Annotated in this window: 13 protein-coding genes; 2 read left to right on the plus strand and 11 right to left on the minus strand. The window is 62.6% G+C overall.

The window, feature by feature from the left end:
* Window positions 1–41: 41 nt before the first annotated feature.
* The 3 genes from H7B90_RS30730 to H7B90_RS30740 all read right to left on the minus strand — a co-directional run bounded on the left by H7B90_RS30730 (window position 42) and on the right by H7B90_RS30740 (window position 3,144).
* Window positions 42–1,313 (minus strand): alkaline phosphatase, encoded by a 1,272-nt coding sequence (locus H7B90_RS30730; protein ID WP_185139727.1) that lies wholly within the window; start codon window positions 1,311–1,313, stop codon window positions 42–44.
* A gap of 144 nt (window positions 1,314–1,457) precedes the next feature.
* Complete coding sequence (locus H7B90_RS30735; protein WP_311772844.1) at window positions 1,458–2,366, minus strand: sugar phosphate isomerase/epimerase family protein; 909 nt, start codon at window positions 2,364–2,366, stop codon at window positions 1,458–1,460.
* Entirely contained in the window at window positions 2,335–3,144 is an 810-nt protein-coding gene (locus H7B90_RS30740) for a phytanoyl-CoA dioxygenase family protein (protein ID WP_185139728.1), read from the minus strand. The genes H7B90_RS30735 and H7B90_RS30740 overlap by 32 nt, the downstream gene beginning before the upstream one ends.
* A 136-nt stretch (window positions 3,145–3,280) precedes the next feature.
* Between H7B90_RS30740 and H7B90_RS30745 the strand changes: the two genes are divergently transcribed.
* A complete protein-coding gene (locus tag H7B90_RS30745) occupies window positions 3,281–4,129 on the plus strand; it encodes a helix-turn-helix domain-containing protein (protein ID WP_260411351.1) in 849 nt (282 codons plus the stop codon).
* Here H7B90_RS30745 and H7B90_RS30750 read toward each other — a convergent pair.
* The 4 genes from H7B90_RS30750 to H7B90_RS30765 form a co-directional block, all read right to left on the minus strand.
* Complete coding sequence (locus tag H7B90_RS30750; RefSeq protein WP_185139729.1) at window positions 4,126–5,247, minus strand: NADH:flavin oxidoreductase; 1,122 nt, start codon at window positions 5,245–5,247, stop codon at window positions 4,126–4,128. The genes H7B90_RS30745 and H7B90_RS30750 overlap by 4 nt on opposite strands.
* 413 nt (window positions 5,248–5,660) lie before the next feature.
* Window positions 5,661–6,464 carry an ABC transporter ATP-binding protein gene (locus tag H7B90_RS30755; RefSeq protein WP_185139730.1) on the minus strand — a complete coding sequence of 268 codons (804 nt, stop codon included), beginning with the start codon at window positions 6,462–6,464 and terminating at the stop codon, window positions 5,661–5,663.
* A 14-nt stretch (window positions 6,465–6,478) separates the two neighbouring features.
* Complete coding sequence (locus H7B90_RS30760) at window positions 6,479–7,522, minus strand: FecCD family ABC transporter permease (protein ID WP_185139731.1); 1,044 nt, start codon at window positions 7,520–7,522, stop codon at window positions 6,479–6,481.
* Window positions 7,515–8,528 (minus strand): FecCD family ABC transporter permease, encoded by a 1,014-nt coding sequence (locus H7B90_RS30765; RefSeq protein WP_185139732.1) that lies wholly within the window; start codon window positions 8,526–8,528, stop codon window positions 7,515–7,517. Before H7B90_RS30765 ends, H7B90_RS30760 begins: the two co-directional genes overlap by 8 nt.
* Before the next feature lie 183 nt (window positions 8,529–8,711).
* Here H7B90_RS30765 and H7B90_RS30770 point away from each other — a divergent pair, with 183 nt between their 5' ends.
* On the plus strand, window positions 8,712–9,722 hold the full coding sequence (locus H7B90_RS30770) for an ABC transporter substrate-binding protein (protein ID WP_185139733.1): 1,011 nt from the start codon (window positions 8,712–8,714) through the stop codon (window positions 9,720–9,722).
* Between the two features lie 98 nt (window positions 9,723–9,820).
* On the opposite strand, the gene H7B90_RS30775 is transcribed toward H7B90_RS30770, so the two are convergent.
* The 4 genes from H7B90_RS30775 to H7B90_RS30790 form a co-directional block, all read right to left on the minus strand.
* Window positions 9,821–10,138: an ArsR/SmtB family transcription factor gene (locus tag H7B90_RS30775; RefSeq protein WP_185139734.1), complete on the minus strand. Its 318-nt coding sequence runs from the start codon at window positions 10,136–10,138 to the stop codon at window positions 9,821–9,823.
* A 187-nt stretch (window positions 10,139–10,325) separates the two neighbouring features.
* Entirely contained in the window at window positions 10,326–11,315 is a 990-nt protein-coding gene (locus H7B90_RS30780; RefSeq protein WP_185139735.1) for a carbohydrate kinase family protein, read from the minus strand.
* Between the two features lie 80 nt (window positions 11,316–11,395).
* The gene (locus H7B90_RS30785) at window positions 11,396–12,235 is read right to left on the minus strand and encodes a carbohydrate ABC transporter permease (protein ID WP_246578810.1); all 840 of its coding nucleotides are present in this window, start codon (window positions 12,233–12,235) and stop codon (window positions 11,396–11,398) included.
* A 15-nt stretch (window positions 12,236–12,250) separates the two neighbouring features.
* Window positions 12,251–13,186, minus strand: a complete 936-nt coding sequence (locus tag H7B90_RS30790; protein ID WP_260411352.1) for a carbohydrate ABC transporter permease — start codon at window positions 13,184–13,186, stop codon at window positions 12,251–12,253.
* Window positions 13,187–13,197 lie beyond the last annotated feature (11 nt).

A 13,197-nucleotide genomic window follows, 5' to 3' on the forward strand; every position in this document is an offset into this window, starting at 1 on the left:
GTCGCCCCGCCTTCCTTTTTTTCCTCGCATCGCCTTGCTTCTTACTTTGCCTTCAGGCCCATCGCCTGCATCATCTTCGCGAACACGCCCGTGTTCTCGTACGTTCCGGCGAACAGCTCGGCGTTCTTGCCGGCAGCCGTAAGCGGAATGTCCGTCGCCTTGTGGCCGGACGTCGTCCAGTCGATGACGAACTTCTCGGTCGAGTTCGGGATCGAGAACGGGCCGTCTTCCTTCGAGATGCCGTCTCCGGACTCGTCCTTGTCGTCCACGGACTCGATCGAGAAGCCGCCCGTCTCGTGGTCGGCCAGAACGAGCACCAGCGTGTCCGGATTCTTCTTCGCGAAGTCCTTCGCGACTTGAACCGACTTGTCCAGCTCCTGGCCGGCCTTGATCGTCAGCTTCGCGTTGTTCTCGTGGGCGAATTCGTCGGTGCCTTCTTCTTCGACGACGAGGAAGAAGCCTTTCTTGTTCTTGGAGAGCACGTCCAGAGCCTTCTTCGTCATGTTCGGCAGCGAGACGACCGGGTTGTAGATGTCGCCGTCGCCTTCTTCGCGCTGTTGGAACATCTCTTCGTTGGCGAACAGGCCGAGCAGCTTGCCGCCCTTGGCCGCCTGCAGGGCCGATTGGTTCGTAACGTACGTGTAGCCGAGCGACTTGGCCTTCGCGACCAGATTGCCCTGCGTGCCCTTGCTCTTCTCGCTAGGATCTTCGGCCGGCTCGTCCGGGAACCCGCCGACTTGGCCCGCCGGATACCAGAAGTCTTCGCCGCCGCCGAGAATGACGTCGACCTTGGCCTTCGTCAAATATTGCAGCGCGATGTCGCTCTGCTTGGAACGATCCTCCACGTGAGCGGCGAAGGCGGCTCCCGTCGCGTCCGTCACTTGGCTCGTCGTGACGATCCCGGTCGCCTTGCCGGCTTGCTTCGCGTATTCCAGCACCGTCTTGACCGGCTTCTTGTTCTTGTCTACCCCGATGGCGCCGTTGTACGTCTTCACGCCGCTCGCGAACGCCGTAGCCGCAGCCGCGGAATCCGTCACGGGAACCGTGGAGCTCGTATGGATCAGACCGGCGTAAGGCATGTCGTCCATGGCCAGCTTGCCCGTCTCGCCGACGGTCGCGAGCCGAATCGCGCTGCGTTGGGACAGTCCCATGCCGTCGCCGACGAACAGAATGACGTTCTTCGTCTTGCTCGTTGCCGCTGCCGCCTCTTCCGACTTGCCGCCGTTCAGCGATACCGTACCGCCGGCGATCAGCGCGACCGCCGTTACGGACAGCGCCGCCGCCTTGAGACCTTTGCCCGTCTCCTTCTTCATCGACCGGATCTCTCCTTCTGATTCGAACTTGTCTCTTCGATTCAGATGGTACTCGTCCTGTGTAAACGGCGCATTCACGGTACGTTAGCGGATTGTTAATTCGATTGGAACTTTAAGGTAACGGACATGCCGTCGTCGCCGCCGTTATCGGCTTGTCTCCGCGCTCTCCCGCCACAGCCTGCGGGCGATGCCGGCCAGCAGAAGCGACTGCTTCCAGCGGTCGTCCAGCTCGCGCCGCCTGCCGTCGCGATCCTCCGCCGTTATCGCGTAGGGCGGCGGACCGAGCTCGCAGACGAACGGCAGCCGATCGCTCTTCGCCGCGGATTCGCGCCAATGCCGCATGCCGTCCCGCCACCACCGCTCGAAGGGCCCCAGCATCGGATGCTCGCCCCGCTCGCCGAGGCCGACCTGCACCTGCTCGCCGTTCGAGACGCGGCCGTGAATGGCGCGCGTTCGCGGCAGCAGCCTCTGCAGCCAGTTCTCCGCTTCTTCGCTCACCGTATGCAGCTCGCCCGCGACGACATAATGCGAGTAGTCGATCGTCAGCCCGAGCGTTAGGACGCGCTCCGCGTACTCGACGGTGCGAACCAGATCCTGCGTGATCGTCCCGCGGTGCGTCTCGACATGGACGGGAATCCCGTATTCCCGCGACAGCCCGGCGACGTCCGCGAGCAGCTTCGCGGCCGGCTCGCCGGTCAGGAACGGCGTCAGCACCTGCGCGTTCACGTAGCGGACGCGGCCGAACGCCTTCGCGGCCCGCAGGAACGTCTCCAGCTCCGCCGCGGACTTCGGATACGCGTTAACTCCGAAGAGCAGCCCGTGGCGATCGAGCCGCTCGCGCCAGGCGTCCGCCTCCTCCGGAGCGGGCAGGAAGCCGTCGATGCCGTCGAACCCCGCCTCGGCGATGCGGCGCGCCTTCTCGTCCGGAGAGAGCGGCTCGCCCTCTCCGAGATCGAGATCGGTCATGCCCCACCAAGACATGTATGCGTCGAGGCGAGGCGCGCTCCCGGGCGCGCTCCCGTCAGTGAGGGTAGAGCGTCTCGAATTCGACACCGCAGGGCCCTCCGTCTTCGTTCAGCTCGAGGTCGATCTCCGTTCCGTCCGCGCGGAACAGCGGGCGATAGAAGGAGCTGATGCGCGTCGCCGACTCGTTGGCGTAATGGCAGATGAACGCCCGGCGGAAGCGGTCCTTCGTCTTGTTGCGGTACGAGCCGTGAATGAGGTTGCCGTTGAAGAAGAGCACGTCGCCCCGGTCCATGACGACCGGCATCGCCTTCTCCTCCTTCGGCGGCTTCACGTAGTGGGTCGTGAACGATTCCTTCGAGTCGGCGAGGTCCGGGCAGACGATGTCGTAATCGTTCGTTCTCGGCACGACGAGCAGCCCTCCGTTCTCCTCGTCCGCGGGGTCGACCGCGGTCCAGGCGGCGATGCAGTTGCCGGGCTCCACCTTCAGGTAGAAGTTGTCCTGATGCAGCGCTTGGCCCCTCGATCCCGGCGGCTTGTAATAGAACATGCTCTGGGCGGCGAGCGCCTCCTCCCCGTACAGGTCGGCGAGCACGTCCATGACCGGCCGGTGCAGCATGTACCTCTTGGCCGTCTCGTCGAAGCGATGCGGGTGCATGACGCGCGGGTACCGCTTGAGCGGATCGACGCCGTCCGCGCTCAGGTCCGGCTCGAAGTGGCCGGGAACGACCCGGTTGCCGATCTCCTCGAACGTGCGGTCGATGACGGCCAGGTCCTCCTCGGCGAACAACCCTTTGACGACCAGATACCCCTCGGCATCGAACTGCTTTTTCTGCTCTTCCGTTAAGGCGCGAAGCTTCAAGGTCATGTCGGAATCCTCCTGGATATAGGCTTATTGGGAATGCCGTGGTATGCTTCTAGCATAGTCCCGACAAGGCCTCGGAGGAATATCCGATGCTGCCGTAATCTCACACGATCCTGCTGTTTAAGGGAGATGGAATGCGATGATGCGACCAAAGGACCTCCCGTCCTCCTTCCCGTTGGAGAACGAGGATACGCTGCTCGCCGGCCACTTCGACGAGCCCGAGGGCTACGTCGCCAAGCGGCCGCGCGGCATGAACGATTGGCTCGTCACCTTTACGCTCGGCGGCGAAGGCTTTTACCGCATCCCCGGCCGGGAGGAGGCGCGCGTGCGGGCCGGAGACGTCGCCCTGCTGAAGCCGGGCACGCCTCACGAATACGGCACCTCTCCCGGCGAGCGGTGGCATTTCGTCTGGGCCCACTTCTCGCCGCGCACGATCGAGGCCGGGCTGCTGCCGCAGGACGAGCCGCTCGACGTCCAGCGCGTCGAGAGCGGGCACGTCCGCAAGCGCATCCTGCGCGCGTTCCGCCGCATCCTCGCCGATTCGCGCGAGCGCGGCGATTATTGGCAGGAGCTGTGCGTCGGCGCCCTCCGCGAAGCGCTCCTGCTCGTCGCCCAGCGCCGCCGGAACAAGCGGGACGCTCGCGTCGAAGAGGCGCTGCGGCTGCTGTCCATTCATATGCGGGAGCCCGTTCGCATCGAAGCTCTCGCCCGAGCCGTCCGGCTCTCCCCTTCCCGGCTGTCCCACCTGTTCAAGGAGCAGACGGGCGAGTCTATCGTTGATGCGTTGAACGGCATGCGCATCCGCCAGGCCGCCCTGCTGCTCGAGCATACGGGCCGGACCGCCTCGGAGGTCAGCTACGACGTCGGGTATCACAACTACAACCACTTCATCAATCAGTTCCGCAAGCGGTACGGACTGAGCCCGAGCGCCTATCAGAAGCAGAAGCGCCCGCAGGGGATCTCCCCCGCGGACGCTTCTAAGGATTAATACAGCGTTCGGGTCGCTTCCGGCTTGAACGGAATCAGTTCGTCGTCGCGGCCGTCGCGGACCTTGGCCGCCCACGCCGGATCCGCCAGCAGGGCGCGGCCGATGGCGACGAGGTCGAATTCGTGGCGTCCCAGCCGCTCGAGCAGGCCGTCGATGTTCTCGGTGCCCGCTCCCGCCCCGTCGGAGAACAGTCTGGTGAATTCGGTGTCCAGCCCGACCGAGCCGACCGTGATCGTCGGTTTGCCCGTCAGCTTCTTCGTCCAGCCGGCCAGGTTCAGCTCCGAGCCTTCGAACTCCGGCTCCCAGAACCGTCTCGTGGATGCGTGGAACACGTCGACTCCCGCGGCCGCGAGCGGTGCGAGGAACTTCTCGAGCTCCTCCGGCGTCCGGGCGAGCTTCGCTTGGTAGTCCGTCGGCTTCCACTGCGAGAAGCGGAACACGATCGGGAAGCCGGGGCCGACCGCCTTGCGCACCGCTTCGATGACCTCGACCGCGAACCTCGTGCGCTCCACCAGATCGCCGCCGTAGCGGTCCGTTCTCTTGTTCGTCTCGGCCCAGAAGAACTGGTCGATCAGGTAGCCGTGCGCGCCGTGCAGCTCGACGCCGTCGAAGCCGATCCGCTTCGCTTCGCCGGCCGCCTTGGCGTACTCCTCGACGAGAGAGGCGATCTCGCTCTCGGTCAGCTCGTGGCCGGAGCGCTCTCCCGCGGCGTTCAGGCCCGACGGTCCGATCGGGACCGCGTCCGATTCCGGGAACGTCGCCGGGTTGCGCGCCATGCCGACGTGCCAGATTTGCGGGATGATGCGGCCGCCCGCCTCATGTACGCTTTTAACGACTTCGGCCCAGCCTTGCAGCGCCTTCTCCCCGTAGAAGTGAGGCACGTCCCGGTCGGCCGCCGCCGCCGGATGGTTGATGACCGTCCCTTCGGTGACGATCAGGCCGACGCCGTTCTCCGCGCGGCGCTTGTAATAAGCGGCGACGTCGGGACCGGGGACTCCGCCCGGAGAGAAGCTTCGCGTCATGGGAGCCATGACGATGCGGTTGGCGAGCTCGAAGCCGCCTCCGGAGAACGGCTCGAACAAGGCTTTCACGGTCGGGGAAGAAGATGCGTTGGCCATTTTTGAAACCCTCCTAAAGGACTCGGGATTTAACGGATGATTTTCATTATATCTATTTTTTTAGATATGTAAATATGATTCTGCGGCTGCCGGGGCCCTTTTTGCGCCTTTCGGGTTCCCGCTTTGCGCGCCATGCTGTTCTGCGTGCCTTGCCGCCCTCAAGGTCCTTTTTGCGCCTTGGGTCCTCACCCTTATGGCTGAGCAGTCCCTTTTTTCGTCTTACGGGACGGCGACGGGGGTTGCCGGACGATCGCGAGTCGCTTTTCTCGGCTTGCGACCGGCGCGCCCGGCTGGACGGCGCTCGTACGTTACTATTTTCAACTTGGGGGATCGGCATTCCTTCTCCATCAAATAACCCCCTATGCAAACCCGACAATCGCCTTGTCTGCATAGGGGGAGCCTTTATCGTTCCTCTATTCGCGAGCCGTCACCTTGCGGCCCTTGCCGTAAGGGATGACGAGCGGCGTCCCCAGGATCGGATCTCTCGTCACCTGGCATTCCATGCCGAACACCTCGCGGATCAGCTTCTCGTCCACGATCTCCTCGGGCGCGCCTTCCGCGTATACGGCTCCCGCCTTAACGGCCACGATATGGTGAGCGTACCGGCACGCCAGGTTGATGTCGTGAAGGACCATCGCGACGGTGCGATTCTCCCGCTCGTTCAAGTCGAACAGCAGATCGAGAATCTCGATCTGGTGGGCCATATCCAGGAACGTCGTCGGCTCGTCCAGCAGAATCGTCGACGTATTCTGGGCGAGCGTCATCGCGATCCAGGCCCGCTGCCGCTGCCCGCCCGACAACGAATCGATCGAGCGGCCGGCGAGCTCGTCCATGCCCGTCGCCTGCAAGGCTTTGTTCACCATCGCCTCGTCCTCGCGGGACCATTGCTGCAGGAAGCTCTGGTAAGGGTACCGACCCTGCTTGACGAGCTGGTGCACGGTCAATCCTTCCGGAGCCAGCGGCCCCTGAGGCAGGATGGCGAGCCGCCGGGCGATCTCCTTGCCGGACAGCTTCGCGATCTCGCTGCCTCCCAACAGAACGGTGCCCTGCTCGGGCTTCAGCAGGCGGGCCAGCGAACGCAGCAGCGTCGACTTGCCGCAGCCGTTGCTGCCGATGAAGACCGTAATCCGGCCTTCGGGAATGCGCAAATCCAGATCGGAGAAGATCGGCTTCTTCCCGTATGACAAAGTAAGTTTGTCCGCTTGAATGGCTGACACGCGGCTCGCTCCCTTCACGAATGGCGGTGACGATACAGCAGGTAGACGAAGAACGGCGCTCCGACCGCGGCGGTGAACACGCCGGCCGGGATGTCTAGCGGGATAAACGCGACTCGCGCGACGAGGTCCGACAGCAGCAGGACAAGCGAGCCGATCAGCGCCGACACGGGAATGACGCCTCCGTACGCGGGACCGACCAGCTTGCGGGCGATATGCGGGGCCATCAAGCCGATGAAGTTGATCGTCCCTCCGATCGCCACGGCCGCTCCCGCGAGCGCGACGCTGACGAAGAGCAGCATCGTCCTCTTGGCGTTAACCGAGCTGCCGACGCTGGCCGCGACTTCGTCCCCGAGCTCTTGAACGTTCAGGTGCCTGGCATAGATCAGGGCGACGGGCATCAGAACGACGAGCCACGGAAGCAGCGTCAGCACGTCTTTCGTCCAGGAGACGCCGTAGATGCTCCCCGTCATGAAGGTGAACGCTTTGACCGCGACGGCCGTCGGGGTGAACGAAGCCGTCAGAATGAGCATATACGATACGGCCGTCAACGCCGTCGCCATGCCGATCCCGATCAGCACCAGCCGAAGCGGAGTGATCCCGCCGCGATAGGCGAACAGATAGATGAGCAGCGCCGCGCCGAACGCCCCCGCGATCGAGCTGATGGGCATAAAGCGGATGCTGACATGCGAAAAGTAAAGGATAAAAACGATCGTGCCCAGGGACGCCCCTCCCGAGATTCCGATGACGTCCGGCGACGTGAGCGGATTCCTCACGATCCCTTGAAGCAAGGCGCCGGAGACGGCCAACATCGATCCGACCATAACCGCGATGACGACGCGAGGCATTCTGAGCGTAAAGATGATCATATCGTTCGAAGAGTCTCCGATGCCCAACAGCGAACGGATGACGGCGAGCGGGCTGATGAACGTGCTGCCGAACCCGATGCATGCGATCATGACGATCACATTGACGAGGAACAGCGCCGCGAGAACGGCGATCGTTCTCCGAGGAACTTGGAAGGACAGGCGACGGCCTCTAATCGTTACCCAGTTACTCATGCGCGCGCCCTCCTTGTCTGGCGATATAGACGAAGAACGGCACGCCGAGGATAGCGGTCATGACGCCGACGGGAACTTCCTTGGGGAAGGCGATGTACCTGGAGCCGATATCCGCCGCCAGCAGCAGAATCCCGCCCAGAACCGCGCAGTACGGCAGCGTCCAGCGGTAATCGATGCCGACCAGATAACGCGTCACGTGGGGAATGATGATCCCGACGAACGCGATCGGCCCCGCGATCGATACGGACCCGCCCGCCAGCAGCACGATAACGACGGCGGCCCCCATCTTGACGAAGACCGTCTTCTGGCCGAGCCCCGTGGCGACGTCTTCCCCCAGCGCCAGCAGGTTCATGTGCCTCGCGAGCACGAACGACCCGAGCAGGGCCGCCCCCATATAAGGCGCCGCGGAATTGAACGTGGCCATGTCGCGCCCGGCGACCGAACCGACGAACCAGTACAGCACCTGGTCGAACGTTTGCCCTCCCGTCAGAAGCACCCCCAGGGACAACGACGAGAAAAACGCGGTCATCGAAGCTCCGGCCAACGTCACCTTGAGCGGAGTCAATCCGTCCTTGCCGATCGACCCCAGGACGTAGACGAGAAGAGCCGTGAAGGCGGCTCCGATGAAGCCGAGCGTGGCGAAGGCGGACAATCCGCTAGCGCCGAAGAACGCCGACGCCGCGACAATGAAGAACGCCGCGCCGGCGTTAATGCCGAACAAGCTCGGCGAAGCGAGCGGATTGCGCGTAATGCCTTGCATCAACGCCCCCGCTACCGCCAGAGCGGCCCCCGCGATCGCCGCGATGAAGGCGCGAGGCGCACGCGCCGTCCGGATAATGAGATGCTCTTGGGACCCGTTAAATGCCGTGAAGGAATCCACGACGGTCCGCCATTTGATATCGGCCACTCCGAATACGATGCTGCTGACGATGCAGACGAGGAGGACGAAGATTCCGATGACTAGACCCGCGGTCTTCTGCGGGCTCGTCCGAAGCAAGTTGTTCATCCTGTCCCTTTCCGATTCTCATTGGAATTGATAGATCGATCCGACCGAATACTCCGTCATTTTAGGGGATAACCCCCGGAGTGTCAATGAATCTGATTCTCATTATCATTGACTTCAATTTGGCATCCTGCTATAGTTTCTATGGCAATGAGAATGATTTTCACTGGGGAAAAGGAGATTACCATGTTGTCTGCACGCAAAAAGAAATGGGGTTGGACGGCTTCGTCCGTCTTATTGGTTCTCGCTGTTCTTCTCTCCGGCTGCGGCAATTCGGGGTCCGGCAATTCGGGATCCGACTCTTCGAACGCAAGTCCGTCGGCGTCGAACGGGCAAGCTTCGGCAGAGGCTCGAACGATCAAGCACGCCATGGGAGAAGCGAAGATCCAAGGAACGCCGCAGCGCGTCGTCGTTCTTACGAACGAAGGAACGGAAGCTCTGCTCGCGCTTGGCGTCAAACCGGTCGGAGCCGTCAAGTCCTGGACGGGGGATCCTTGGTATAAACATATCGCTTCTGACATGGAAGGCGTCACCGTCGTCGGCGAGGAGAGCCAGCCGAACCTGGAAGTGATCGCCAGCCTGAAGCCCGATCTCATCATCGGCAACAAGCTGCGCCAGGAGAAGGTTTACGAGCAGCTGGACGCGATCGCTCCGACGGTCTTCTCCGAGACCCTCCGCGGAGCGTGGCAGGACAACTTCCTGCTCTATGCCGACGCGCTCGGCAAGAAGGCCGAAGGCGAGAAAATCATCGCCGATTACGATGCGCGCACCGCGGACTTCAAAGCCAAAGTCGGCGACAAGCTGAACCAGAGAGTATCCGTCGTCCGCTTCATGGCCGGCAAAACCCGAATTTATCTGGAGGATACGTTCACCGGCGTCGCCTTCTCCAAGCTCGGCATCAAACGCCCGGACAGCCAGAGTCATTATAAGGATACGTTCGTCGAAGAGATTACGAAGGAACGCCTTCCGGAAGTCGACGCCGACCTGCTGTTCTACTTCACGTACGAGACGGGAGACGGCAAAGGAACGGCCATGGAGCAGGAGATGCTGAACGATCCGCTGTGGAAGAGCCTGTCCGTCGTGAAGAACGGCAAGGCGATCCGCGTGGACGACGCGATCTGGAACACGGCCGGAGGGGTCATCGCCGCCAACCTGATGCTCGACGAACTCTACAAGATTTACGGCATCGAAGCTTAATTTATCATTCCAAAAAACGCACCCATTCCCCTCCCGGGATTGGGTGCGTTGTCGTTCGCGGGCATTCGTTCGCTCCGCCGTCAGTTCCGCTCTTCGCTCTATAACTCCACCGACAAGCACTTCAAGAACTCCTCGATCTTCTCTTCGTTCCGCCGGTAATACGTCCATTGGCCGACCCGCTTCGACTCCAGCAAGCCCGCCTTCTGCATCATCGACAGATAACCGGAGATGACCGATTGCGCGAGGCCCGACTTCTCCTGGATGCTGCCCACGCACACGCCGCCCTCGAACTCGCACTTCACCGGGGCGCACTCCGGCCCGAAGTTGGCTTCCGGGTCCTTAAGCCATTGGAGGATGCTCATTCTCGTCTCGTTGGACAGCACCTTCAGTATCGTCAAGTCGATGGACGTGTTCATTGCCGATGACATCTCTTTCGTTAGGGAATGGATGGCCTGCGGAACCCGCGGTTCCGGCAGCGCTCTCTATCCATTATAGCATTAAAACAAGGCTCCGTTCAGCGCCAAATGCTCCCGTTATCGAAATGTCCGCTTGATTCGATTGGTTCGAGTGATTCGAGTGATCCGCTTGGTCCGCCGCTTCGTCCTACCGAACCTGCAATCCTTGCAGCTCCTCGATCTCCCGCAGCGACGCGAGCGAATGGATCGCTCCCTTGCGGGTCGTCGCCAGAGCTCCCGCGGCGTTCGCGAACGCCACCGCCTCGCGCGTCTCCTCATCGCTCCAATCGAGCACGTCTAGAGGCATTCTCTCAAGCGCCTGATAGAGAAAAGCGCCCAGAAATCCGTCTCCCGCCCCCGTCGTGTCGACCGTCTTCACCGGATAGGAGGCGACATAACCCGCCGCACCCGGCTTGCGATAGTAGGTCCCTTCGGCGCCCAGCGTCGCCAGAACGAGGCGCAGTTGCCCGAAGCGCGCCAAGAGGCGCGCCGTGCCTTCCTCCGCGTCCTCCGCGCCGGTCAGGAAGACCAGCTCCTCCGCGGACACCTTCGCGACGTCGGCCAGCTCGAGGCCCTTCAAGATCGTCCGCCTCGCCTCCTCCTCGCCGCTGGGCCATAGCGGCGCCCGCCAATTCGGGTCGTAGCTGACGAGCGCTCCCGCTTCCCTCGCCAGGCGCGCGGCGAACAGGGTCGCCGACCGCGCCGGCTCCGAGGCGAGCGAGACGGAGCCGAAGTGGAAGACGGCTGCGCTCCCGACCCTCTCCCGGTCGACCTCCTCCGCCCGGAGCAGCTCGTCCGCGCCGGGCTTCCGGGCGAAGTGGAACGACCGCTCCCCGTTCGCGTCCAGATGAACGAACGCCATCGTCGTATGGGCGTCGTCCGCGAACGCGAGGCCGCCGGCGTCGATGCCGCGCTCCGCGAGCACGTCCGCCAGATAACGGCCGAACGGATCGTTGCCTACTTTGCCGATGAACCCCGTCTTCTTGCCCAGCCTGGCGAGCGCGGCCATGACGTTGACCGGCGCTCCGCCCGGATTGCGCTCCAGCAGCGGCCCGCCGGATTCGGAGAACGCGCCCGAGGGAATGAAGTCGATCAGGCATTCCCCGATCGCGACGGCGTCGTATGTTTTCGTCGACATCACCACAAGTCCAAACTCCTTTGCAAGCTTATCTCTTCGCATTCGAGCCTCGCCGATCGGCTTCCGTCCCGCTTCCTTCCCTATCCCTTGACCCCGGACATCGTAATTCCTTGAATGTAGTAGCGCTGCAGGAACAGGAACAACGCGAGAATCGGCGCGGTGGAGATCGTGCTGGCCGCCAGAATCTTCGACCAATCCGTGCCTTCCAGCGAGGAGAACGAGGCGATCGCCACCTGGATCATCTGCTTCTTGTCGTCGTTAAGGACGATAAGCGGCCACAGGTACGAGTCCCAGTTGCCCAGGAACGTCATCAGGCCCAGCGTGATCATCGCCGGCACGGCCGCGGGCAGCACGATGCTCGCGAACACCCTCGTCACCGACGCTCCGTCGATGCGGGCGGCCTCCAGAATCTCTCCCGGGATCTCCGCGAAGAACTGCCGCAGCAGGAAGATGCCGAACACGGACAAGGCAGACGGAACGATCAGGGCGGTGTACGAGTTCAGCCAGCCGAAGTCGTGCATGAGCAGGTAGTTCGGCACGAGCGTCACCTCCGCCGGAATGATCATCGCCGACATGAACAGGGCGAATACGATCGGCTTGCCCTTGAACCGAAGCTTGGCGAACGCGAACGCGGCCATCGAATTGACGACGAGCACGAGAGCGGTGACCGAGACGGCCACGATCAGCGTGTTGCCGATGTACCGCAGGAACGGATTGCGATCGTCCCAGATCACCTCCCGGTAATTGGCCAGCGTAGGCTCGACGGGAACGAACAGGCGGACGTTGAGGCTTGTAGCGTATTTGAACAGCTCTTGGTAAGGCCGCAGCGAGCCCGCGATCATCCAGACGATCGGAACGATCGAGACGACGGCGATCGCGGTCATGACGGCGTATTTGAGCGCTGCGTAAAAGGGTCTCAAGGCGTTTTTCCCCCCTTAATAGTCGGCTTCCCGGTTGAACAGCTTCATCTGCACGAGGGAGATGACGAGCACGATGGCGAACAGGATGAACGCGGCCGCGGTGCCGTACCCCATCTGCATCTGCTGGAACGACGTCTTCCAGATGAAGTAGACGACCGTCTCCGTGGACCCGTTCGGCCCGCCGTTCGTCAGCACGAAGACGAGGCCGGACAGCTTGATCGCGTCGATCGTCGTGATGATGACGACGAACGCGGTCGTCCGATTGAGCAGAGGCAGCGTGATCCGGAAGAACTGCTGGATCCGGTTCGCCCCGTCGACGCGCGACGCCTCGTACAGGTCTTGGGGAATGTTGTTGAGCCCCGCCAGGAAAATAATCATAAAGAAGCCCGCGCCCTTCCAGATGCCCAGCAGAATAATGCCGTACATCGCCGTGTCGGGATTGGACAGGAAGTTCGTCGTCGGCAGATGGAGCGCCTTCAGCGCGTTGTTCAGAATGCCGAACTCCTTGTTGTAGATCAGCTTGAACACCGTCGCCGCCACCGCGGTGGAGACGACGACCGGTATGAAGTACGCCGTCCGGAACAAGCCCGTCAGCCTAGCCTGCTTCTGGATGAGCAGCGCCAGGCCGAGCGCGATCGCGCTCTGCACCGGAATGACGACGATCGCGAAGTGGAAGGAGTGCTTCAGGCTGCCTAGGAATTGCGCATCGCGCAGCAGGTTCTTGTAATTGTCGAGGCCGACGAACGACCTCGAGCCGCCGAGCAGCGAGTCGTTCTGGAAGCTGATGACGAAGGCCTGGATCATCGGGTAGAACACGAAGACGAGGAGGACGGCCAGCGCCGGCAGCACGAACCACCAGGCGGCCGCCTGCTCCCTTCGCAGGGCCGCTCCCATCCCCTTCCCTCGCGGAAGCTCCGTCGCCGCCGCGCGGCTTAGCTGTGTCTGTTCCATATGCGTTCCTC

Origin of the sequence: Cohnella xylanilytica (assembly GCF_014212175.1) — a bacterium.
GTDB lineage: Bacteria > Bacillota > Bacilli > Paenibacillales > Paenibacillaceae > Cohnella > Cohnella xylanilytica.